The 23,555-nt window shown below is 62.7% G+C and carries 22 protein-coding genes; 10 read left to right on the top strand and 12 right to left on the bottom strand.

Annotated elements, in window-relative coordinates; genetic code table 11:
* Positions 1-7 precede the first annotated feature (7 nt).
* Complete coding sequence (locus NKI49_RS04265) at positions 8-1,180, bottom strand: glycosyltransferase (RefSeq protein ID WP_352600092.1); 1,173 nt, start codon at positions 1,178-1,180, stop codon at positions 8-10.
* Between the two features lie 188 nt (positions 1,181-1,368).
* Between NKI49_RS04265 and NKI49_RS04260 the strand changes: the two genes are divergently transcribed.
* Both NKI49_RS04260 and NKI49_RS04255 read left to right on the top strand, forming a co-directional pair.
* Positions 1,369-2,865: a lipopolysaccharide biosynthesis protein gene (locus tag NKI49_RS04260; protein WP_352600090.1), complete on the top strand. Its 1,497-nt coding sequence runs from the start codon at positions 1,369-1,371 to the stop codon at positions 2,863-2,865.
* 52 nt (positions 2,866-2,917) lie between these two features.
* Complete coding sequence (locus NKI49_RS04255; protein ID WP_352600088.1) at positions 2,918-3,940, top strand: phosphoribosyltransferase family protein; 1,023 nt, start codon at positions 2,918-2,920, stop codon at positions 3,938-3,940.
* 9 nt (positions 3,941-3,949) lie between these two features.
* Here NKI49_RS04255 and NKI49_RS04250 read toward each other — a convergent pair whose 3' ends face one another.
* The 8 genes from NKI49_RS04250 to NKI49_RS04215 all read right to left on the bottom strand — a co-directional run bounded on the left by NKI49_RS04250 (position 3,950) and on the right by NKI49_RS04215 (position 12,364).
* Positions 3,950-5,029, bottom strand: a complete 1,080-nt coding sequence (locus tag NKI49_RS04250) for a glycosyltransferase (RefSeq protein ID WP_352600086.1) — start codon at positions 5,027-5,029, stop codon at positions 3,950-3,952.
* A gap of 53 nt (positions 5,030-5,082) precedes the next feature.
* Positions 5,083-5,532, bottom strand: a complete 450-nt coding sequence (locus NKI49_RS04245; protein WP_352600084.1) for a hypothetical protein — start codon at positions 5,530-5,532, stop codon at positions 5,083-5,085.
* A gap of 13 nt (positions 5,533-5,545) precedes the next feature.
* Positions 5,546-6,988, bottom strand: coding sequence for a GMC oxidoreductase (locus NKI49_RS04240; RefSeq protein ID WP_352600082.1), 1,443 nt, complete (start codon positions 6,986-6,988; stop codon positions 5,546-5,548).
* Positions 6,989-7,055: 67 nt separating this feature from the next.
* Positions 7,056-8,387 carry a UDP-glucose dehydrogenase family protein gene (locus NKI49_RS04235; RefSeq protein WP_352600080.1) on the bottom strand — a complete coding sequence of 444 codons (1,332 nt, stop codon included), beginning with the start codon at positions 8,385-8,387 and terminating at the stop codon, positions 7,056-7,058.
* Positions 8,388-8,454: 67 nt separating this feature from the next.
* Positions 8,455-9,318: an endo-1,3-1,4-beta-glycanase ExoK gene (exoK, locus tag NKI49_RS04230; RefSeq protein ID WP_352600078.1), complete on the bottom strand. Its 864-nt coding sequence runs from the start codon at positions 9,316-9,318 to the stop codon at positions 8,455-8,457.
* A 148-nt stretch (positions 9,319-9,466) separates the two neighbouring features.
* A complete protein-coding gene (locus NKI49_RS04225; protein WP_352600076.1) occupies positions 9,467-9,862 on the bottom strand; it encodes a hypothetical protein in 396 nt (131 codons plus the stop codon).
* A 287-nt stretch (positions 9,863-10,149) separates the two neighbouring features.
* On the bottom strand, positions 10,150-11,172 hold the full coding sequence (locus NKI49_RS04220; RefSeq protein ID WP_352600074.1) for a glycosyltransferase family 2 protein: 1,023 nt from the start codon (positions 11,170-11,172) through the stop codon (positions 10,150-10,152).
* 61 nt (positions 11,173-11,233) lie between these two features.
* Positions 11,234-12,364, bottom strand: a complete 1,131-nt coding sequence (locus NKI49_RS04215; protein WP_352600072.1) for a nucleotidyltransferase family protein — start codon at positions 12,362-12,364, stop codon at positions 11,234-11,236.
* Positions 12,365-12,887: 523 nt separating this feature from the next.
* Here NKI49_RS04215 and NKI49_RS04210 point away from each other — a divergent pair.
* From NKI49_RS04210 to NKI49_RS04185, 6 genes are all read left to right on the top strand, one after another.
* On the top strand, positions 12,888-13,040 hold the full coding sequence (locus tag NKI49_RS04210; RefSeq protein ID WP_352600070.1) for a lasso RiPP family leader peptide-containing protein: 153 nt from the start codon (positions 12,888-12,890) through the stop codon (positions 13,038-13,040).
* A gap of 133 nt (positions 13,041-13,173) precedes the next feature.
* Positions 13,174-13,503 carry a PqqD family protein gene (locus NKI49_RS04205; protein WP_352600068.1) on the top strand — a complete coding sequence of 110 codons (330 nt, stop codon included), beginning with the start codon at positions 13,174-13,176 and terminating at the stop codon, positions 13,501-13,503.
* Complete coding sequence (locus NKI49_RS04200; protein ID WP_352600066.1) at positions 13,433-13,978, top strand: lasso peptide biosynthesis B2 protein; 546 nt, start codon at positions 13,433-13,435, stop codon at positions 13,976-13,978. The genes NKI49_RS04205 and NKI49_RS04200 overlap by 71 nt, the downstream gene beginning before the upstream one ends.
* On the top strand, positions 13,975-15,891 hold the full coding sequence (locus NKI49_RS04195; protein WP_352600064.1) for a lasso peptide isopeptide bond-forming cyclase: 1,917 nt from the start codon (positions 13,975-13,977) through the stop codon (positions 15,889-15,891). Before NKI49_RS04200 ends, NKI49_RS04195 begins: the two co-directional genes overlap by 4 nt.
* The gene (locus NKI49_RS04190; RefSeq protein WP_352600062.1) at positions 15,888-16,865 is read left to right on the top strand and encodes a serine kinase; all 978 of its coding nucleotides are present in this window, start codon (positions 15,888-15,890) and stop codon (positions 16,863-16,865) included. The genes NKI49_RS04195 and NKI49_RS04190 overlap by 4 nt, the downstream gene beginning before the upstream one ends.
* Entirely contained in the window at positions 16,858-18,696 is a 1,839-nt protein-coding gene (locus NKI49_RS04185; protein ID WP_352600060.1) for an ABC transporter ATP-binding protein, read from the top strand. The genes NKI49_RS04190 and NKI49_RS04185 overlap by 8 nt, the downstream gene beginning before the upstream one ends.
* Positions 18,697-18,823: 127 nt before the next feature.
* On the opposite strand, the gene NKI49_RS04180 is transcribed toward NKI49_RS04185, so the two are convergent.
* Positions 18,824-19,099 carry an exopolysaccharide production repressor exox gene (locus NKI49_RS04180; protein WP_352600058.1) on the bottom strand — a complete coding sequence of 92 codons (276 nt, stop codon included), beginning with the start codon at positions 19,097-19,099 and terminating at the stop codon, positions 18,824-18,826.
* Between the two features lie 599 nt (positions 19,100-19,698).
* Here NKI49_RS04180 and NKI49_RS04175 point away from each other — a divergent pair.
* A complete protein-coding gene (locus tag NKI49_RS04175; RefSeq protein ID WP_352600056.1) occupies positions 19,699-20,376 on the top strand; it encodes a sugar transferase in 678 nt (225 codons plus the stop codon).
* Positions 20,377-20,460: 84 nt separating this feature from the next.
* On the top strand, positions 20,461-21,726 hold the full coding sequence (locus tag NKI49_RS04170) for a polysaccharide biosynthesis/export family protein (RefSeq protein WP_352600158.1): 1,266 nt from the start codon (positions 20,461-20,463) through the stop codon (positions 21,724-21,726).
* Between the two features lie 222 nt (positions 21,727-21,948).
* On the opposite strand, the gene NKI49_RS04165 is transcribed toward NKI49_RS04170, so the two are convergent.
* Positions 21,949-23,259 carry an O-antigen ligase family protein gene (locus NKI49_RS04165; RefSeq protein ID WP_352600054.1) on the bottom strand — a complete coding sequence of 437 codons (1,311 nt, stop codon included), beginning with the start codon at positions 23,257-23,259 and terminating at the stop codon, positions 21,949-21,951.
* Positions 23,260-23,411: 152 nt separating this feature from the next.
* Positions 23,412-23,534, bottom strand: a complete 123-nt coding sequence (locus NKI49_RS04160; RefSeq protein ID WP_352600052.1) for a hypothetical protein — start codon at positions 23,532-23,534, stop codon at positions 23,412-23,414.
* Positions 23,535-23,555 lie beyond the last annotated feature (21 nt).

Genomic DNA, 23,555 nt, shown 5'->3' with positions numbered 1-23,555 from the left:
GTCCATTCTATGCCAAGGCCTCGGTTGCCAAGGGTTCGCGCATGGCGGTCAGGCGGCTAAGCTTTTCGACCAGCGCCCGGCAGTCGCCGCGATCGTAGCTCCAGGTCCTCGGGCTGTGGGCGAGAACGCGTGCCTTCAGCCTGCTGAAGCGATCATTCTCCATTTTGCCGAGTACAGCTTCGAGCGCGTCCGATGTGGCCTGCGGCAGAAGGATGCCGATGTCCTGCCGGTCGAGGAACCGCCCGGTCTCGGTGTTGTCCATCGAGATCGGCACGGCGCCGAAGCGGCAGCCTTCATAGAGCCGGTTGGGCAGCAGCCATTTGGAGTTCTGCCCCTCCTCGAAGAAGTCGATGGCCCAGGAGAAATGGACGTCGCCATAGATCTCCGCCATGTCCTCCGGATTGCGGTAGGGCCCGCGAAACGAAAGCCACGGCTCGGCATCGACAAACTCATGGAAATCCGGAAATTCGGAGAGCGCCGGACGGCCCCGCAGCACGATCTCGAAGCGGCCATTGGCGCGACGCGAGAAATCGGCCAGCAGCTCAAGCGAGCGGCGGCACCGCAACGCACCGAACCAGCCGATGCGCCACGGCGGCGCGACAGGGGCCGGCGCGGCCTCATGCGCGACGGACGGGATTGCGGCGCTCTCGAAATACTTGTTCTCGATCAGTTCGACGGGTGCCGCGACCTGGCCGAACGGCTTGAAATAATTGGCGATGAAGGCCGGCGAGCTGGTCACCAGCAGCTTCACGTCCCGCGCCAGATAGCGCTCCGTGGCGCGCAGCGCCCTGCCCAGGACATCGCCGCGCAGCATGAGGCGGTGAATGTCGAGGCATTCGTAGACGATCGGCACGGTGGCGCCGAACGCCGATCTGGCGCGGCGGGCCAGCGCCAGCATTTCGAGATTGCGCGCGATGATGAGATCGGGCCGCGGCGTGCCGCCCAGCTTCGAGCCGATCGAAACCGCTGCCTTCGCCACCGCAGTCAGGCGTTGGGCGAATCGGCCGTCACGCGTCGCGCCGAGGTCGATCGGCCGCAATCCTTCGATATCGGCGACCGGGGTCGCGACGCGGCGGAAGCCAGCCAGGGTGACCTGGGCGCCGCCTGCCTTGAGCATCGTGATTCGCCGGCGCACTGCCGGGTCGGAAACGTCATGCACAAGGTACAAGACATGCAGCATGAAAACTCGACCGCTGTTTGGCCCACCACCCACGGGGATGCTAGTACAGCTCTTGCTGCATCGCAACATTTTTGCTGCAGCGATCCACGTTTTCTGTTGCACTGCAAAATTATTGCCGTAGTTTGTCGTCGGCGGCGGTCGTGAATTTCGAGATTGGAAATCCACGCAAAAAATCAGGAATCCTGAATTTGGAAGCCAACGCATTCGATCCGCCAGAAGGCTCCCTCCGCAAGTCGGTAGGGCGTGGCGCGGTCGTGACGGCCCTCTCGCAATCCGTGCGGGTCGCGACGCAGATCATATCCGTCATCGTGCTGTCGCGACTGCTGTCGCCGCAGGATTTCGGCGTCGTGGCGATGTGCGCGCCGGTGCTGGCCTTCATCGCGCTGTTCCAGGATTTCGGATTGACGCAGGCGACGATCCAGAGATCGGGTATCCGGCACGAAGAGGTAAACTATCTCTTCTGGATCAATGTCGCCGTCAGCGCGATCCTGGCTTGCGTGCTTGCCGGAGCCGCCCCTCTGGTCGCGGCCTTCTACGGCGAGCCGCGCGTGACGGGCCTGGTGGCAGCGTTCGGGCTGCAGATCATGGCCTATGGGCTGGGCGCGCAGCATCTGGCGCTGCTGACGCGCCGCATGCAGTTCGGGCGCCTGGCGATCATCGACGTCGCCAGCGCCGTCGCCGGCCTCGCCGTCTCGATTGCCTGGACCTTCATCGACCGCTCCTATTGGGCGCTGTTCGCCGGCACGCTGACCGGAGCCGTGCTGCCGACGCTGTGCTATTGGGCAAGCTCGCGCTGGCGCCCCGGCCTGCCGCGCAAGGTCGCGGGAATCAGCGACCTGATCAATTTCGGCGCCGGCATCACCGGTTTCAATTTCGCCAATTTCTTTGCCCGCAACCTCGACAACGTGCTGATCGGAAAATACTGGGGCGAGGCCCAGCTCGGTCTCTATGACCGCGCCTACAAGCTGCTTTTGTTTCCGCTGAGCCAGATCACCAATCCGCTGTCGAAGGTCATGGTGCCGGCGCTGTCCAGGCTCAAGGACGAACCGGACCGCTACCGCAGCGCCTATCTTCGCGTCATGCCGCTGATCCTGCTGGTGGCGCTGCCGGGCGTCGCCTTCGCCACTGCCATGTCGGACGTGCTGATCCCCTTCGTGCTCGGCGAACAGTGGCGCGCGAGCGCCGGGATTTTCCTGGCGCTCGGCTTTGCCGGCCTGCTCCAGCCGCTCAACAACCCGGCGGGATGGCTTTTCGTCAGCCAGGGCCGTTCCGGCGATTTCATGCGCTGGGGCATCGTCACGGCCGTGACGTCGGTGCTCGCCTTCGCGCTCGGCCTGCCCTACGGCGCGCTGGGCGTGGCGGTGGCCTATGCGGTCAGCGAGTATCTGCGCACGCCTTTCCTGTGGCTCTATGTCGGCAGGAGCGGGCCGCTGCGGGCGAGCCATGTGGCGCGCGCGGCAGCACCGTTCGTGCTCGGCGCCCATCTGGCGCTGGCCGCGGTTTGGCTCGTCAAACCACTGCTGCCGCAGCAACATGTCATTGCCTTGGCCAGCGGCGCCGTTCTCGCCTACCTGATCACCGTCGTCATCGCGCTGGCATTCGCTTCCGGCCGCGAAGCGTTGCGCGAGGCCTTGAAAATGCTGCCGGCAAGGCCGCCGGCGGCGACGCCGCGCGAAGCGCAATAATTTGGACGTCTTCGTCCGTTACGAACATCCCCTCCAGCATCAGGTCTGATCCATGCACTACCGATCGATCTCCGATATGAACGACGCGATCGTCAGAAACCTTCACCGGCTGCCGCGCGACATCGACCTTGTCGTCGGCGTTCCCCGAAGCGGCGTGCTCGCGGCCACGCTGGTCAGCCTCGCGGCGAACATTCCGATGACCGACCTCGACAGCTTCCTGGCCGGGCGGGTCTACACGTCGGGCGTCACCAAGCGCCGTGCGGCACTCGACCGCAAAGTAACCGAAATGCGCAAAGTGCTGGTGATCGACGACAGCGTTGCCGGCGGCAACGCGATGCGCGACGCCCGCGCCCGCATTGCGGCTGCCGGCATCGAGGCCGACTACACCCATGCCGCCGTGTTCGGCCTGCAGCCGCAGCATGAAGAGACCGACGTCGTCTTCGAGGTCGTGCCGCATCCGCGCATGTTCCAGTGGAATTTCATGCATCACAAGTTCCTGGCGCAATGCTGCGTCGACATAGACGGCGTGCTGTGCCTGGATCCGACGGAAGCGGAAAACGACGACGGCCCAGCCTACGAGAAGTTCCTCAGCGAGGCGCGCCCCCTCCATGCCCCGACCCACCGGATCGGCTGGCTGGTCACCAGCCGGCTGGAGAAATACCGCGCGCTGACGGAGGCATGGCTCGACAGGCATCAGATCAAATACGACCATCTGATCATGCTCGACTTGCCGAGTAAGGCGGAGCGGCAGCGGCTTGGCGCGCATGGCAGTTTCAAGGCCGATTTCTATCGCAAATCCGATGCCATCCTGTTCATCGAGAGCGAACACCAGCAGGCGTTGAGGATCACCGAGCTATCCGGCAAGCCGGTGTTGTGCGTCGAGACGCACATGGTCAGCTTTCCCGACGCGCTGTCGCTGCCGGCGCTTGGCCAGGCCGCCCGGAATCTGCCGGCACGGCTGCGGCAGATCGGCTCGCAGGAAGGGCGCAAGAGTGCTGCCAAGACCATCGCGCGCACCCTGCTTGGCGCCCGCGGCTATGAGACGCTGAAGAGCCGGGTCAAACGCCCGGCCTGATCCGGATGGCTACGCCGCCTGCCGCGCGCGTTGCTGCACCGCCCTGTCCAGTATCGAGAAGAAGGTGACGAACTGGCGGTCGGGATCGAGTTCCGGGCGGCCAGCGAAGCTACGCGCCAGGCCCGAAAGCCGCTCATATTCCTGGTTGTCGCTCCACAAAAGCCTGACCGCCGCGACCCAGTCGGCAAGCGGGGCATCATAGTCGAGCACAACGCCGCCAGGGCCAATCGCTTCGGGCAGGCCACCGCGCCGAGAGCCGACGACCGGGATGCCGCTGCAATGCGCCTCGGACGCGACGCGACCCCAGGCCTCCTCCCATTTGCTGGGTGCTAGCAGGATCCTGGTGCGGCCGTAGACCGTCTTCATGTCGTTGGTGCGGCTCTCCAGCACGACATTGCCGAGCGGCGCGATCGTCTCTTCGATGCGCGCCCGATGATCGTCATCCAGCTTCCAGCTCTCGACGAACAGGAACCGGATTTCCGGGCAGGCGCCAGCGATGCGCACCGCAAGCTCAAAACCCTTTTCCTCATAGGGGTTGATCAGCGTGACGAACTGGCCTGTCGTGGGCGTGCTGTAATGGGTCGGGTTGATGGTCGGCGGGATCACCGTCGCCTCGATCCCGAACTCTCTCTTGTAGGTGCGCGCGGTGAACTCGGAATTGGCGATGTAGAGCGCCGAGTGCAATTCGCGCAGGTCGCCACCCAACTCGTGGAACTCGACATTGCGGAGATAGACGACCAGCGGCACGCCCTCGGCTTGCAGCGCCTGACCGAGGGGAACCGACTTGTGGCACTGGACGACCGCCACATCGGGCTTCTGCCGGTCGACGGCAAAGCTTGCCGCCTCCCAGGGAAACCAGGCCCGGACCACGGGATAGCCAGGGAAACTGTCGACGACCGCCGGTTGCCGCAAGAGCTTCATCTTGGCGCGTGCCTTGAAGCCGAAGACGCCATCGCCGAACAACGCGGCGAGCACCGAGGCTTCATGCCCATGTTCGATCAGCTGTTCGGCCAGATGATGGGTGCTCGACTGCACGCCGCCGCTGAATTCGGGTGTGTAGCCGTTACCGCCTGCAAAAAGAACTTTCATGATCCTGTCTCCTGGTCTTTTCGCGTTTCATTGCATGCGGCCCAACGGCCGCCTCAGGCATTTTGCGGTGGATCGAGCGTCGCGAACGGATTGGTGCATGGCTGCCACCCGGTGAAGCGGATCGGATCGTCGGGCGAACTGCGCCAGGCGTAGTCGGTCAGCATATGGAATTCGGCGATCAGCCAGCGGTCGAAATGCGTGAGGTCGCGCCGCTTCTGCGCCGGCAGCAACTGGCGTGCTTCGCCAAGTCTGGTCTTCTCGAGCAAGGTGACGGCATCGCCTAGCTTTTCACTGGGAAATATCCACGGGTTCCGGTTGCGGAACTCCAGCACGAACTGCTGGAGATGCTCGATGCGCATGTTCAGCCTGCCGAAGTATTTTTCGAGCGTGACGCGAACCAGATCCTCGTCCGAGAACGAACTGACGGCGGCGTAGGCGATACCGGCCGACACCACGCCGCCTGCAACGATGGCCAGGGCAGAACGCCTGGAAATTTCGATCATCGGCCTGCTCCTTTCATGCCATGCGGCTCGCCGCCCGCAGGGACAGCGCCGCCGCTGTCAGGCTGGGATTGGCGCAGGAGCAGCTCGGATAGGTGCTGGTGCCGACGACAACCAGGTTTCTCAACCGGTGATGGATCATGTCGCTGTCGATCACCGAATCCGCCGGGCCGGTGCCCATCCTCAGCGTGCCCTGCACATGCGATTCGGTTGGCCGGATGCCGCGGTCGAAAAGTCTTTCCACCGGCAGCGGGGCAAGCAGCCCAGGCAATTTCTCAAGGGCTCGAGCCATGCCCTTGACCGCGTAGTCGGACGGCGCCTTGAAGCTGACGAAGGCATTGTCGTCCTGGTCGAGGGTGACGAAATTTTCGGGATCGAGCAGGTTCTCGGTGACCACGACAAGCGGCAGCACCTGGCGCAGCCGCCCCTTTTCGGCACGCATTCCGTGTTGCCAGCGGTTCTCGAAATAGACCAGTGCGGCCGCATGCTCGGACCTGTGCGGACCGTCATAAAGACCGAAATTCAGGCCGGTGGTGATGGTGCTGCCGTCGAAATTATCGACGCCGTCGAGATAAACCTCGAAATTCCAGCCATAGGATTCATGCAAGCCGCGCCCGACGAATTCGTCTCCCAGGCCGGACCGAAGCATGATCGCCGCGCTCTGGATGGCATTGGCGCCCAGAACGAAGAGGTCGCCGCTGACCTGGTATTCCTTGCCGCCGTGGACGAAGGTGACCGACCGGACCGTGCCGCCGGCATGATCGAGCCGCCGCACTTCGGAGCCGAGGCAGACCGAAACATCGGGATTCTCGAAGACATGCATCAGCCCGTTATTGGCGGTGAACTTGGCGTCGGCCGGGCACAGCCAGCAGCGCAGATTGGCGCAGCACGCGCCGCGCTGCGCGGTCGCCACCCGGGCGCGTGCCGTTGGCATGACGAAATGCTGGCCGGGCTGGGCCGCCTTCATCATCCGGTCCGGCGTCGACATGCGATGCGGCGGCTGCGGAAACGGCCTCGAGCGCGGCAGCATCGCCGCCATGTCGGGATCACCCGAGATCGACATGACGTCTTCGGCATCGCAGTAGAACGGCTCGATATCGTCATAGCTGATCGGCCAGTCATTGCCGATGCCGTAGGTGCTTTTCAGCCTGAAGTCATTGGGATGGAATCTTGGCGTCTGCGCGAACCAGCAATTGGTCCCGCCGCCCAGCCCGATCGTGTAGTTCCATGGCTTGTCGGAGTTGGTCTTGTAAGTCGTCTCGTCGTCGATGTCGGTGTTGAGGTTCTGGCTGAGTTGCCATTCATGGGTGTTGTGGCGGCCCCACTCCAGAACCAGAATGCGCGCTTTTCGCCGTTTTGCGAATTCATGCAGGAAGAAGGCCGAACCGAAGCCGGAACCGATCGCGATGAGATCGAAATGATCCTTGGTGACTTGCTCGGGCTTTACGTCCAGCACCATCAGCCGCAACTCCTTTCCACGCCGGGCGCGCGCGCCCGTTTCTGCCTACGGCTGTTGGCGCCGGACCTCACGCCGCCATTCTGCCGATCGAGTGATATTCGATGCCGTGGCGGGCGATCACCTTGGGGTCATAGAGATTGCGGCCGTCGAAGATGATCGGCGTGGTCAGAGCGTCCTTGAGGGCATCGAAGGACGGCGCGCGGAAGTTTTTCCATTCGGTGGCGATCAGCAGCGCATCGGCGCCACGCAGCGCTGCTTCCTTGGTGCCGCACAACATCAGGTCATCGCGCAGCCCGTAGATGGCCTGGCATTCCTGCATGGCTTCGGGATCGTAGGCCTGCACCGCCGCGCCGGCTTTCCACAACGCCTCCATCAACGTACGCGCGGGGGCCTCGCGCATGTCGTCGGTGTTGGGCTTGAAAGCCAGGCCCCAGAGCGCAAAGGTCTTGCCCCTGAGATTGCCCTGGAAATAGCGGTTCACCTTGTCGAACAGGACCGATTTCTGCTCGTTGTTGCGCTCCTCGACGGCACGCAGCAGCTTGGCGTCGAACTTGACGCCTTCGGCCGTCTTGATCAGCGCCCGCACATCCTTTGGGAAGCACGAGCCGCCATAACCAAGACCCGGATAGATGAAGTGGTAGCCGATGCGCGGATCGCTGCCGATGCCCTTGCGGACCTCCTCGATGTCGGCGCCGAGCTGCTCGGCCAGATTGGCCATCTCGTTCATGAAGCTGATCTTGGTCGCCAGCATGCAGTTGGCTGCGTATTTGGTGAACTCGGCGCTGCGCACGTCCATCACGATCATCTTCTCGTGGTTGCGGTTGAAGGGCGCGTAGAGCTCGCGCATCACCGCCTCGGTTTCCTCGCTGGCCGTGCCGACGATGATACGATCCGGCTTCATGCAGTCGGCGACCGCGGATCCCTCCTTGAGGAATTCCGGATTGGAGGCGACATCGAAGGTCAGGTCCTCGCGACCTCTTTTCTTCAAGGTTTCGGCAATCCTGGCCTTTACCTTTTCACAGGTGCCGACCGGCACCGTCGACTTGCCGACGACGATCTTGGGCGTCTCCATCTCGCGGCCGATGGTCTCGGCGACCGCCAGCACATATTTGAGGTCGGCCGAGCCATCCTCGCCGGGCGGCGTACCGACCGCGATCATCTGGATTTCGCCATGCCTGACGGCGGCCGCCGCATCGGTGGTGAACGTGATACGGCCGGCGGCGTGATTTTCCCTGACGATGTTTTCCAGCCCCGGCTCGAAAATCGGGACGATGCCCTGGTTGAGCCGCTCGACCTTGCCTGCGTCGATGTCGACGCACACCACCTGATGGCCGACTTCAGCAAGCACGGCCGCCTGCACGAGGCCGACATAGCCAATTCCAAACACCGTCAGATTCATTCGGTTTCGTCCCCATCCAAGACAGCCGGCCGTTTTCGGCCCAGCCAGTTCAAATCGACTTTCCCAACTACTTTACGCTGCATGCCAGCGATTCCGGAAATTGGCAGGGCTCGCCCAGCGCGGTGAAGGCAACGCGCTCGATCTGCATCGAAAGCTTGCGGCCCGGATCCGTGAAGGGCCCCATCCAGCCGGTCATCGTGTCGCTGCCCCAAAAACTGAAGAAGATCTTCTGCGCGTGGCTTGGCAGCTTCGCCGGATCGGTGACTGTGTTCACCAACTGGCCGTTGACGTACCAGCGCAAGCGGTCCTTTTCCCAGACAAAGGCGTAGTCGTTGAAGGCACTCTCGGTGCCGCCCGGCACGTCGACCAGCTTCTCGTTCTTGCCTTTGCCGGCAATGTAGACGTTGACCTGTACCTTCGACGTATCCTTGGTCAGGACCTCGAAGTCGATCTCGTCCCAAGGCTGCTTGTCCGACGGGCCGATGTAGGAAAAGAACGCCGCGTTGAGGCCGGAGCCGGTGTCTGTCTTCATCCGCGTCTCATAGGTGCCGTAGCCGAAGCGCTGCTTGGTCTGGATCTCGCCGCAGGCATAGGCGCGATCCTTAAGCTGCTGCTTTTCGAAGCCCAGCGACAACACCCCGTCCGCCAGGCTGACCTGGCCCTTCGACCAGGTGCAATTCTGGTGACTGCCGTTCGTCCAACCGTCGGACACGTACCAGCGCTCGCGGTTGAAACTGGTGAAATCGTCGACGAAGGACGGCGATGTCGCAATGTCCTGGGCGTGGGAAGGGGTCGTCGCCAGGCCACCAAGAGCGGCCAGCAGCAAGGCGCCGATCAAACCCAATCGCCGCAGGCCGGCTTGCCCGGCCTCGCGCGCGAACGGAGATGCGTCGATTGCGATGGCGGACGTGTTTTTCGGATCCAAATTCATACAAACTCACCTTGTGCTGTGCGTCCCCAACCCAAAGTCGACGTTTGAACCGTGGCTGAACGGGCCAAGCTTGACCTTCTGTCTGACCCTCCCGAACTCCTTGTCCTGCCTCGCATAAAATCAATCGCAATTTCCCAAGCCTGCACGTTCACCCTCTGCCAGCGCCTGCTGGCTTGGCGAATTCGCGGGCCGAATCGGACGCCTCATCCCCGTCGAAGACCATGTCCAGCGAAGGACGGAGCTCCCTCATCATGCCGTTCTGACGCGAAAGCGCAGCGATGCGGCGTTCGCAGTCCAGGATCGACTTCGTCAACGCGCTGACCTCGGACGATCTTTTGTCGGAGGCGGAGCCGTTCTCCATCGCCTCGACCAGGAAGGCGGCATTGGTCGCCGTCTTGCGGTAGCGGCTCTCCAGCCCGGCACGCTCGGCCTCGATCTCCGCGGCGATCTGCTCGAACAGTCTCGCCAGCCGATCCAGGCGCGAAATGTCGGCCTGCCTGTCGCGGGCCGGATCCCTTGATCTGAAGCCGAATATCGAGGCCATGAACCTAGATCCCTGTCATCGCCGGCTAACCAAGCCGGGCTTCTGGCCGACCCGTGACCGGGCTCAAAATAGCACGTCCTGCTCCTCCGACGGGAGAGACATCCACCAATATATACCAATCCGATCGGGGGGCCCGTTCGGCTGGTCAATTCAATTTGTTGCACCGCAACATAGACTGCCATTCCCGGGGCCGCGAGGCAACTACCCAATTCGTAAACTCATAATTCCGGCGGAATGGTTTGCGTGATGAACGGGGCCGGCAGCAAAACGAGAACGCTCCGGACGCTTTACCGCTCCTTGCCTGCGCTGGTTCCGGCCATCAAAAAACGCAATGGCGGCACATGCTTGTGCCTCGACACAAGGCCGACGCGGCGGAAAAGCGCCTCGAGCTTGTCGGACGCCACGCCCTGGATGATGGGAACGAGATTGGACTGGCTTGCGAAGGCATAGGCGGCAGCCGACGCCAGCCCCCGCTCCGCTTTCACATCGAGGAAATTGCGCAGCCGGTATTTGTCGCGCACGTGCCGCTCGTGCCGCCGCAGCACGGCTTTGGAACCTTCGGGCAGGCTGTCGATCGCCAGCAGCGCCAAGTCGGCATCGGCCAGACGCTTCAGGTCCTGCGTCTTGTGGCGGCCGCTCAGCGAATCGGCGCGGACAATAGCGCCGTAACCGCAGGAGCGGATGATTTTGAACCGTGCCCCGCGGGCCACCGCGCGAGCGTAGAGTTCATAGTCCTCACCCAGGCGCAGGGCCTCGTCGTAGCGCAATTCGTGTCGGTCGAGGAAGGCACGGCTGATCACCGGCTTAAGGAAACCCAGTTCGCTCCTTTGCACACGTCGCCTGGAGATGTTGCCTTCGACAAAGCGTTCGAAATCGAGGAATTCCGGTTCCGCCGCAAACTGCGGAGCGACGATCTTCGTCACATCGCTGGTGGCGTCATCCCTGATCAGCATGATGTTGTCGGCCGCGAAATCCCAATCGGCGCCGGCAAACAGGTTGCGAAACCGGCCCTCGAGGAAGAAATCGTCGGCATCCAGGATGCTGATGAATGGCGATCTGGAGCTGGCTATGGCGGCGTTGCGGGCGAAGGAGGGGCCGCGATTGACGTCGAGGCGCATCACCGCAAGCCGGCCGCTTCCGTCGTCGGCGGAGCGGGCGACCTCGGCCGTGTCGTCGGTGGAGGCGTCGTCAACGACGACGACCTCCGCCACTTCCGGCTCGCGCAGCGCGGATGCGATGGCGGTCGCGATTGTGCGCGCCGCGTTTTTTGCCGCGATGATCACGCAGACCTCAGATTTCGTCATCGACATGGATTTGCCTCTTGCACAGGTTCCGATCTGCCCTCGCCCTGTACGTCTCCGAGCACCGCTATCACGGACTGCCCGGCCGTTCGAAGATGCGGCGGCTGATGTCCGCCGACGCTGCCCAGCCGGCTTCGGCCAGATAGCGGACCGGTTCCCGGCCGCATAATTCCCACAACACCGTTCGCCGCTGCGGCCACCGCAGGGACGACAGCCATGGCGCGATGACCATGCTGAGCAGATCCTCATTGCCAATGCGCGACAGGATCCGCGTGGCGCGGTCCGACAGGAGCGTGCCGGCGCCGCCGAGCAACACGTCCGCGGCGCGCAAGCCAAGCAGCAGCGTATCGTCCAGCCCCTGCCTGGCGGCCGCATCGAGAACGGACTGCTGATCGGCCTCGTCGAGGCGCGCGGCGCTGGCCCTGACATCGCAGACATAGCCCGCGCAGGGCTCCCGGTTGAAAAGCGCCTTCGCGACGCTGATGCAGGACAACAAAAGCGTGTCTGCGGCCGATGTGATCGGCACCTCAGAGCCGGTGATCTCGACCTGCCGCTTTCGCCGCAGGAATCCGTCGGAGTCGCGCGGGCTCGGCGAGCCGGGTTGCTGGAGGCGGTAATGAAGGTCGACCGTGGATGCTTTCGGCCCATCGCCGCGAACCATGTGCTGTTCGCCAAGGAAGCGGACCCACCAGACCGAACGCGACTTGCCGGCGACCTCGTAGCCGATCGAGCGCAGCGCATCGCGCGCCCTGGAGAAGCCGGCAGGCGATACCAGGATGTCGACATCGCCGGATGGCTTCATGAAATGGTCGCCATAGAGAAGCTGCTGCTGGAAAGGGCCCTTCAGAAAGACGAAATCGATCTGTCTTGCGCGCAGCACCTCATGGATCGCCAACGAATCCATCAGGCAGGCCGCGTTCATCGAAACCGTTCTCCTGCGATAGGTATCGAGCCACTGGAAGAGTTCAAGAGGTCTGTCGGCGGCCGGCGCGCGCGACAGCGCCTTGAGGACAAAGGTCGCGATCTTGTTCAACCTGGCGATGTCGGCGACATTGGCGACATCAAGGCCAAGCATCGACACGGTGCCCGGGGCGGCGGCCGGTTCCGCGAAATACACCCGCAGGCAGGCCTGCACATAGACTATCTCGTCGGCGCAGTCGGTCGCGCGCAGTCGCTCGTACGAACTTTCAGGCAAGGCCATTGAGCGCACGTATCTCCAAACAGCGGTCAGCGCGGTGCATATGTTGCAGTGCAAGCAAAGCATCTCGAAAAACTTTGGCGCAGTAAAGCTTTTTCCCTTTTTGCAGTGCCATATTTTGCGACCAGAGCACTTGCCGCGGCGCCCGAACGGCGGCGAAGATCACGTTGAGGCGGCAACCGCCGAGGGGACTTCAGCGCACGCTCTTTAACGGAATTGCCAGCGCCGAAAGTCATCCCTTGAGCGGCGCCTTAAAGATTCGGCGCCCAGATAGAACATTTTAATTATGTGCAATCAAAAGTTTAATAAGATACCAGCCGGCAAGAGCCCGATGCACATGGATTGTGCTGAGGCCAAAGCGGATTCTAGCCATAGCTCACGCACAGTCTGACACCCGCAGCCCATAATTGATTAACGCTCGGTAAATGCGGCTTGACTCATAAATGCTGCCATGCAGCTATTGCGATGCAGCATGAAAGCGCTGCCGGCACTCGACAGGCCGTTTCCAGTCCTATTGGAGAGTAAAATGGAACAGAATGTTGAAAGGCATGAATATGAAACGCCAAGCCTGATGGTCCATGGTTCGATCGAAACCATTACCCAGGGCGGCGGCGGCAACACGGCGATCGACGCATCGTTTCCCGCGCATACGCCGATTGGCGACCTAACATTTTCCTGAGCATGCCGCAGTTTTCCGGAGTGACTAAGTTGGGACTCCGGATTAAAAAACCATAAGAGAGTCGGGGGCGCAAAGGCCTCCGACTGCCTTTCATTGCCTGGAACTGCTGAAGCGTTTTAAGCGAGGTTTTGGGATGAACAGGAAGCTATCCGACCGTGATTTGGCCGGCCGCGATTTGGCCGACCACGACCTGGTAAGCGCGACCAAGGATGCCGTGGCTTGCGAATTCGGCGAAGGCCTGGCGCTCCTCAATCTCAAGTCCAACATCTATTACAGCCTGAATGGCGTCGGCGCCTTCATCTGGGAGCTGATCCAGGAGCCGAAGCCGATCGCGGACATCCGCAGCGCCGTGCTCGCGCGCTACAATGTCGACCCCGAGCGCTGCAGGGTAGATGTCGACGCATTGCTGCAGGGCCTGGCCGAAAACGGGCTTGCGAGGCTCCATCATGAGACCCTTGTCTAGGCGGGTTTCGCAGGAGGCAACGAGACCCCCCGGGCAGACCAAGCGTCGGCTTGGCCGACGGGGTCTGGTCAGGATTTGGTCCCTGAGCGGCTCGGAAATCATCTTTCTCAGCCACTGTCTGCTGGTCGTGGCCTCGGTTCGGTTGGCGCTGACATTCCTGTCCTACAATCGCGTCCGCAACGTGGTGGCGCGGCTCGAGGCGCGTCAGTGCGCAAGCATGGGCGAACTGCGGCGTGTCGGCTGGGGCATTGCCGCCGCCGCACGGTTCGTCCCGCGCGCCACGTGCCTGACCCAGGCACTTTCCGGCCAATACATTCTCGCCCGCCAGGGCAATGCCTCGAATATACGCATCGGCATCGAACGCGGCACCGGCGAGCAACTGAAAGCCCATGCCTGGCTGGTCAGCGACAATCATATCGTGCTTGGCGGATCGATCGATGGTTTCACGCATCTGGTCGACCACGGCAGCCGATGAGCGGCGTGGCCGGAATCCTGCTGTGGCAGGACCCCGCACCGGCGGTTGCGGCGACCGACATCCAGCGGATGCTGGCGCGCATGCGCCATCGTGGCCCTGACGGAAGCTCATGGTGGCTGGACACCGGATTGGCGCTTGGCCACGCCTGGCTCGACACCACGAATGAGCCAGGACCCGGTCCACTGACGATGGCTGGCGGCAAGCTCGCCATCACCGCCGATTGCCGGCTGGACAACCGCGACGAGCTTCTGGCGAGGCTAGGCATACGCGACAGGTCGGTCGCCGACGCGACTTTGCTGATGCGGGCCTATCTGCGCTGGGGCGAAGCCTGTCCAATGCATCTGCAGGGCGATTTCGCCTTCGCCATCTGGGACGGCGAGCGGCGGCTCCTCTTTTGCGCGCGCGACCATTTCGGGGTCAAGCCGTTCTATTACCATGCCACGGACCGGCGGTTTGCCTTTGCCTCCGAGATCGGGCCGATCCTCGGCATCGAGGGGATAGAGACACGCATCAGCGAGTATCGGATCTCGGGGTTCCTAGCCGGGCTCCCCGACGATCCGCAGTCCACGCCCTACAGCGATATATTCAGCTTGCCGGCGAGCCATAGCCTCACCGTCACCGCGCAACAGGTGACGCTGCGCCGATACTGGCAGATCGAACCGTCGTCCCTGCCGATGCGGCCGGATGCAGCGGAGGAGTTCGCGCATCTGTTCTCGCAATCGGTGCGCAACCGCATGCGGGGAACATCCTCGGTCGGCGCGATGCTGAGCGGCGGTCTCGATTCCTCGTCGATCGCCTGTGTCGCCGGCCTGCAAAACACCGTCGAGCGCAAGCCGAGGCTGCCGACCTTTTCGCTGGTTTTCGAGAAGGGCTCGTCGATGGACGAACGCCCGTTCATCGATGCGGTCCTCGATCAGCAGAATGTCGACCCAACGCTGATCGCGGTCGGCAATTATGCGCCGTTCGCCGAATTCGAACGGGTGCTGGAGGAACAGGAAGGAACGTTTCTGGCGCCGGGCCTGACGCTGACCCGCGGTATCTACCGGACGGCGGGCGCGAAGGGCATCAAAGTGCTGCTCGACGGCCATGGCGGCGACGAGGTCGTCTCGCAAGGCCATGGCCACTTGCATGAATTGGCCAATTCCGGCCGCTGGCTGGATCTCTGGCGCGAGATCCGCAGCGCCTCGAATACCTATGGCGACAGCACGTTTGGCCTGTACTTCCAATTCCTCACCATCTACGGGCCGGCCTGGCGCATCGCCAAGCTGAGACATCTGGCGAACCGTGCGCTGAACAGGATACGCAAGCCGGCGCCTCGCGGCCGAAACTGGCGCGACCTGATCAATCCGGACCTGGCCAGGCGAACCGAGCTTATCGACCGGTTTCACCGGGCGGGCACCATGCCGCCCGATGTCCAGGCCAGCGACGCCTTGAGCCATCGCTGGATCCTGTCCAACGGCTATGTGCCGCACTCCTTCGAGGTCCTCGACAAGGCCGCCGCCAATTTCGGCGTCGAGCCGCGCTATCCCTTCTGGGACAAGCCGCTGGTCCAATTCTGCCTGGCGCTGCCGGGCGAGGAGAAGCTCAGCCACGGCTTTGGCCGCTATGTGATGCGCCGCGCCATGCAAGGCATCCTGCCGGCGGCGGTGCAGTGGCGGCGCGACAAGATCGATTTCACCGCCAATTTGGTCAACGGCATGGTGCGCAACCATCGCGAACTTCTGGAACAGCTGCTCGTCTTGGATGCGGGCCGTATCGCGCCCTATGTCAACCTGCCGGAGGTCAGCGCCGCCTATGCGCGGCTGCTGCGCCAGCCAGATCAGGTCGCACCGCTGGACGTCCAGTACGTCTGGCGCTCGGCGTCGCTGTCGCTCTGGCTGCGGCAGCTCCAGCAGCGTGGAAGTCCCGCATGATGCCCCGAACCGAGCCGCTCGCGGCAGGCGTTGATCCTCCACCTCCGCATGGCGGGCCTGTGAGAGAACGGCGCTTCTACGGGGCGTACGGTCTGACCATCGCATCGGAAGTGTCATTGCCCGAGTTGGAGCCGGTGGAGCCGGCGGCAGCGGACATCCTGATCACCGTCGGCGCGATCGACATGCCGAAGCCTGGGACCGATGCAGCGACGATCTTCCGTTTCGAGCAGGACCGGCAGTATCTGGCATGGGATGCCGTCGGCGCCTTCCTGATCAGCGATGGATCCCGCATCGAGGTCGAGCCGGCGCCGGGGGTCGACGACACGCTGATCGCGTTTCCGCTGCTCGGCCCGGTGATGGCGCTGCTCTTGCACCAGCGCGGCCTGCTTGTCCTGCACGCCAGCGCGATTTCGGTGTCCGGCAGGGGCGCCATCTTCATGGGCGACAAGGGCGCGGGCAAATCGACGACGGCAAGCGCGATGATCCGCGCCGGACATGATTTGCTTACCGATGACGTCGTGGCGCTCGATCTCACCGATCCTGACCAGCCAATGATCGTTCCAGGATTTCCGCAGATCAAGCTCGCGGCCGACGCCGCGGCCGCGATTTCGCTCGGGCACGTGCAAGTGCGGCCGCAAGTGCATCCGGCAATCGACAAGGCACAGCATCGCCTGCACGGCGCCTTTTCCGGCGCCAAGGTGCCGGCGGCCAGGATCTATATCCTCGAACGCGGCGGGAAAGCTGAAATCACGCCATTGCCCACGATCGCCGCCTTGCCGGCTCTCATCAAATTCTCCTACGTGACACGTTTCGGCCGCGCGGCCCTGCCCGGCTATTTCGCCGCGATGCATCTGCGGCAATGCGCGCGCCTCGCGGACCATGTCGGCGTGTGCCGCCTCGAAGTGCCTGCCGGCCTGCAGCGCATCGACGAGGCGGTGGAGTCGATCGAACGGGATGTAGCGGCTGATGTCTAAGCCATCTGTCTTCAGCCTGTCGCTGTTTCGCGACGTTGCCGCGCTTGGCGCCGTCATTGCTCAGATCGGCGGCCGGCGAGCCTGGACGGCATTGCTGTTCCTGATTCTTGGCAGCCTGACCGAAGGATTTTCCATCCTGCTGCTTGTGCCGCTGCTGCATCTGGTCGGGCGCGCCGACCAGGATTTCGCCGTCCGGCTGCCGAACAATGAATTCGTGCGCTGGCTGGTGCCGGATGGAACGTTGCAACTGACGACGGTGCTTTGCACGCTTGTCGCGCTTGTTGCCCTGCAAGCGGCGTTCAACCGCTTCAAAGCGGTCTACATGGCAAGGCTTCTGTTCGATTTCATCAACCGCTTGCGCATGAACCTGTTCGAGAGCATCGGCAAGGCGCGGTGGGGCGTCTTCGCGCGCATGCGCGGTTCCGATCTCGATCATGCCCTGACCGGCGACATCGACCGTGTCCAGGGGGCGGCGTTCTCGCTCTTGATGCTGGTGCAGATCGCCGTGCTTCTGGCCGGCTATCTCGTGATTTCCATGTTCATCTCGCCTGTGATGACGCTGTTTGCCGTGGTGATCGGCATCTTGATGTTCGTCGCGCTGCAACCTTTTCGGGCGCGCGCCACCGCTTTCGGCCGGGTCCTTACAACCAATCGACAGGACCAATACCGGACCGTTTCGGAATTCCTCGGCGGCATCAAGGTGGCCAAGAGCCTGAACGTCGAGGCGACCTACTTCGAGCAGCTGCGGTCGACGCTGGAAAGGATGAAGGCGGACAACATCGCCTATGTCCGCAACAGTTCGATCGGCACTGCCGTGTTCCAGGTAGCGAGCGTCATCGGCCTCAGCCTGTTCATCTATGTGGCGCTGGTCCGCTTCAACCTGTCGCTGGCCGAGATCGTCGTGCTGCTTCTGGTCTTCATGCGCATAGCGCCGCGCTTCATGGACATGCAGACACAGGCCCAGCAGGTGCTGATCAATCTGCCCGCCTATACGGCGATGCGCAGCCTGCAGGCGCGCTTCGATGCGGAGCGCGAGCCCGGCCATGTGGAGTTTCAGGATTCCAGAAAGGTGTCGCTCGATACCGGGCTGAACATTCGTGGCGTCTCCTTCGCCTATGACGACGGCGCCGGCAAGACGGTGGTGAGCGACGTCACGTTCGCGCTGCCGGCCGGCAAGGTAACCGCCCTGATCGGCCCGTCGGGATCTGGCAAGAGCACGATCGCCGACATGCTGCTCGGCCTGCTCGAGCCGACAGCGGGCAGTATCCTCGCCGACGGCGTCGAGATCGATGCCGCCAACCGCCGCCGCTGGCGCGATCAGGTGGCCTATGTGCCGCAGGACGTGTTCCTGCTGCATGACACGATCGCGGCGAACCTGCGCCTTGCCGCGCCGCAGGCCGGCGACAGCGATTTATGGGCCGCGCTCGGCGCCGCGCACGCCGGCGAATTCGTCGAACGGCTCGACCTCCGGCTGGAGACGGTGGTCGGCGACCGCGGCGTGCGGCTCTCCGGCGGCGAACGCCAACGCATTGCGCTGGCGCGTGCGCTGTTGCGCAAGCCATCGCTGCTTATCCTGGACGAAGCGACAAGCGCGCTCGACTGGCAGAACCAGTCGCTGATCGCCAGGTCGATCGACGGGTTGCGCGGCACCATGACCATCCTCACCATCGCGCACCGGCCCTCGATGATTGCCTTTGCCGACTGGGTGGTGGCGATGGAAGACGGCCGCGTCGTCGAAGTCGGGCAATATCAGCGGCTAAAGGAAAAACCGGCGAGCCGGCTGTCGAGGATGCTGTCGGGCGAACAGTCCGAGGCAGCCAACGTCGCGTGAGGCCGGCCAGGTTCTGGGTGGCAACGGTTCACAAGGACTGAGAGGCGGCCTGGGCGCACCGCGTGGAATGAACGCTGAACGCCGGCTGCCCACCGGGCCTCCAACTCGTCAGACGCGTGGTGTGCTATTAGTGGAGGCCCCGCCTGGCGCTGCCCAGCTTCTCGCCTTCGGCCACTTCGGTCGAACTCAGTTTTCTCTCGGCGTCGCGAGCCCTGTCGGCGGGCGTCGGCGCGCTCCTGGCGATCATGGTATAGACGAGCACGAAATAGCCCACCTGAATGGCCGCGGCGCAGAGGATGACGCGCAGCAGCGTCGTACCCACGGAAGCTCCGCCCAGCCAGGACCAGGCGACGACGATCGCGAGCGCGAAAATCATCCCAACGATGAATTTTGGAAGCGACATACCCACAGCCCATAATCCGGCTCGGGTATATCCAATGATTGCCCCACCCGAGCGCAGTCCCTTGTCATGCGGGCTTGTTAAGTCGCCCCGCTCTCGACCGGTTGCTTCCGGCCTTTCAACCTGTCGCCACCATGACAGGTATAATTTGCAATTCTATTAAGGCGAGCAAAAGGCGGCAAGGGCAACCGCAAATATTTTTAGTTGAGCTTTCACGGTCGACTCACCCATGCTGCAACGCACACGACGGGACGTCGCTCAAACTCCATCCGTCATCGTTTTTCAGTAGAATCTACAATATTGAGTAGTATTTTACGTGAATAGCTGCGAACATCACGCCAGCCTAAAGCACTAACATGCCCCGCTCCGGAGCGAATGGAACGCACTGCCCGAAATTCGCCCCAAAAAGGCCCGTATTTTTTCAGCAATGCCCATTTATTGTCACAAATGTGCTAAATATTCTGAAATTTGTGCAGGGCGAGCTTATTATTTGGTCAATTCATGACGTGACTATTTCAGGCCTATGGGAAATTGTGTGTTGCGCTGCAACATTTTTTTGGTATCGTGCCGTAAACCATTCGTTCAACGCATGGAGTTTCGGCATGAGGGACATTGCCAAGTCGGCTACCGCGGACTTTTCGCAGGCTGACACCGATTTTCCGCCGCCGATCGGCGGCCTTATCAAACGCAGCTTCGACATTGCGGGTTCGCTGGTCGGCCTGATCGCTCTCAGCCCGCTATTCGTCATGATAGCGCTGCTCGTCAAATTCTCCGATGGCGGATCGATCTTCTACGGGCATCGGCGGATAGGGCGCGGCGGACGGGTTTTCCCCTGCCTCAAGTTCCGCACCATGGTTCCCGACGGTGAAAGGGTGCTGGCCGCCTATCTCGCCGCCAATCCGGAAGCCAACGCGGAGTGGATTTCGACCCGCAAGCTGAAGAACGACCCGCGTGTCACCCGCGTCGGAGCGGTCTTGAGGAAACTCAGCTTGGATGAATTGCCGCAGATTATCAACATCCTGCAGGGCGACATGAGCCTTGTCGGGCCTCGCCCGGTGGTGCGCGACGAGCTAGAAATCTACGGCAGCGCCGCCGTGTACTATCTGAAATCCCGGCCCGGCCTGACCGGCCTGTGGCAGGTCAGCGGCCGCAACGACGTCTCCTATGACAGCCGCGTCGCGTTCGACCGCCACTATGTCGAGAACTGGTCGCTGTTCGAGGACGTTCGCATCATTATCAAGACGGTTCCAGCCGTCTGGATGTCGCGCGGCTCCTACTGATCAGCCAGCAATGCCAAGCATCCGGCGGCAAGCTCATCGGGCGATGGGGCTAAAGCGGATCGGAACGTTCAGTTGAAAACAGATTTGTTCGAAGCTTTTGGCAGCGGCCTGTTTCCAGGCCGCTCACGGCGGGCGTGGCTGATGGCCACGTGCCTTGCCGTGTCGTTCGCTCTTCCCCGGATCGCCTCCGCCGACGAATATCATCTCGGATCGCAGGACAAGCTCACCATCCGCATCGCGGAATGGCAAACCGTCGAAGGCACGTTCCGGGACTGGTCGGCCGTCAACGGCCAGTACACGGTCGGCCCGGCGGGAACGCTGTCGGTGCCTTTCGTCGGCGAACTGCCGGCAGCCGGCAAGACGACCGCGGAAGTCGCCGCGGCGATCGGCGAGGCGCTGCAGCGTAAGCTCGCTCTATCCGACAAGCCCGAAGCCTCGGTCGAAATGGCACAGTTCCGGCCATTCTACATCTCGGGCGAGGTGCAGAACCCAGGCCAATTTCCTTACGTGCCCGACCTGACGGTGCTGAAGGCCATCAGCGTCGCCGGCGGCATCAGACGAAGCGCCGACTACGGCCCCCAGCTCGGCAAGGACATGGTCACCGCCAAGGGCAACTTCGATATCTATGACGACCAGCGCGTCCGGCTCATCGTCAAGCGCGCCCGCATCGATGCCGATCTCGCGGGCAAGACGAGCTTCGAGCCGCCGAAGGAGGTCGAGGGCGATCCTCGACTGCCGGCCATCGTCGCTGACGAGATGACGATCCTGACGGCCGACCAGAAGGCGCTGAAGCTGAAGCTCCAGGCGCTCGACGATCTGAAGGGGGTTTTGCAGTCCGAGATCGAATCGCTGCAGAAGAAGATCGGCAACCAGCAGAAGCAGGTCGATCTGGCACAGCAGCAGCTCACCAGCATCGGTCCGCTGGCACAGAAAGGCCTGGTCGCCAACGCAAGACTGCTGGATTCGCAGCAGTCCGTCACCGACCTGCAGGGCAAGATCCTGGACTACGAAACGGCCATCCTCACCGCCAAGCAGGCGATCAGCAAGGCAACGCAGGATGCCATCGATGCCCAGAACACATTGAGTTCGAGCCTCGCCGCCGACCGGCAGCAGACCGAAGCCGACCTGAACGAGGCCGCGCTGCGGGTGAACATGCAGAAAGGCTTGATGGCCCAAGCCACCGATCCCGCCACAGTGGCCGCCAGCGCAACCAACGAAGAGCCCACGCTGATCTATTCACTGCTGCGGGCTGCCGACGGCAAGACGAGCGAGATCGCGGCGAAGGAAGACACGCCGGTGCTGCCCGGCGACGTGATCAAGGTCAAGCTGGCGCCATTGGCCAGCCAGTAGGCCGCAGACCTCAAACTCGATCTCGGTGTTTCGATCCATCCCGCAAAGGGATGGATCCCTGCTGGGCGCCACGCGTGCCCGAGGACTCCTGCCCGTTCCGGCTTTAGAATTGCTCTGGCCTCTGAAGCGGCAAAGCGTGCTGCTATTGAAGGGCGGCGCGCTTCAAGTGTTTACGCATGTCGTCGTCTCAAAACCGCAGCGCGGTTTTTTGAGCGTTCCGGTTCATGATTGGTCGGCTGCCGCCGCGCGGCCGTGCTGAGGCCAGGCGGCCGCGGTCCCCGCCGCATCCGCCGGTTGGAAGGCCGGGGCCCGCCATGTGCGGGTAACGGGCAGCCGCGCGAGTTTGAAGAAGCTGAAATACAACAGGAAAGAGCCCATGATATAGGGGTTGAGGATCTCGACCTCGACGAAGGAGCGGATAAGCAGCAGCACCATCACGCCGATGAGGACAACCGATTCCGCTTGCCATGCCCTAAAGATCACCGCCGAGACGTGGCCGTAGAGCGTGCGCAGCATGATGAGCGCGATCATCGTCGCCCCGACGAAGCCAAGTTCGACGAGTGCTTCGATGTAGGTGTTGTGGAAGTGGAAGCCGGTGCGGGTGGTGATGTAGAATTCGTTCCACAGCCGCTCGGCCTCGGCGAAGCCCTGCACCCAATAGGCGGCATAACCGACGCCGAGGATTGGCGATCTCTGGACGGTATCCCAGCCCTGCTCCCACAGATAGGTCCGTCCGGTGAGCGTCGAATCCTTGCCGAAGATGCCGAGCACGAAGTCCATGAGGCCGAGATTGAGGGCGACGAAAGCCACCACGACCAGCAGGCCGGCGCCGACCAGGAAGATCACCCGGCGATAGCGCCGCGACAACAGCTTGCTCATGGCGAGAAGCGCCACCAGCGCCAGCACCGCCGGTATCGAAGCCATCGAAGTGGCGGAATGCGAGACGACCAGGAGATAGGCCGACAGCAGCACGACAGGCACCGTCAGGATGAAGCTCAGCCGGCCGCGACGCAGGAAGGCAAGGAATACGACGGAGAAATAGATGCCGAGCGAGGCGACGAAGCCGATCTGGTTCTTGGAGGCAAAGGCGCCGACGAAATTGTAGGTGCCGTCGAGGACGTCCTCGGAATATTGCCCGACCTTCAGCGAATAGAGCATGACGACGAATATCCCGACCAGGGCGCCAATCGTCAGTGTGCGCACGCTGACGGTGCGCGCGGCGACGTAGGCGCAGGCGATATGGGAAAAGTACTGGATGGCCGTCCTCGCGGTGGTGCCAGGAGCCTGCGACCAGAAGACAGAGGAGCAGACATAGGCCGCGAACAGCAGCGGCAGCCAGGCGCTGGACAGCTGCCGCAGGAACCGCCGGTAGTCGACCAGGATGAGCGGAAGCCAGACGGCGTAGTAGGCGAGGATCAGCACCTGGCCGAAAATCACGGAGTAGGAGAACGCCCAGATCGAGACGGCTACGGCAAAACTGCCATAGACCGAGTTCTTCTCGGGATCGACCAGCAGGGACTTTGGAATCTTCATCTCAGGGTCCAGCCGACACGACCCGGGGCCGGCGAGCCACAAGCCAGCCGGCATATCCGCGAACAGGGGCGTGCAATAAACGGCATCTCCATTGTGCAGTGCAATATAACCTATCGCGCCCCGCGCTCAATGGCAAATCCGGTCACCTTGTCTTACAGCCGGGCGATCGCGGAGAGATCACGGGCTAGCCCGGCGACAGCAGCCTGGATCAGGATCACCGGAAAGGGGCTAAAATCCGGCATGGACCAGGATTGGCCCAGAAGATCGGCCGGCATGCCGGCTTGATTCTCGCCCGG

Source organism: Mesorhizobium sp. M0587 (assembly GCF_040320945.1).
Classification (GTDB): Bacteria; Pseudomonadota; Alphaproteobacteria; order Rhizobiales; family Rhizobiaceae; genus Mesorhizobium.
Note: the sequence above shows the minus strand (reverse complement) of the source record. Positions and strands in the feature narration are given on the sequence as shown.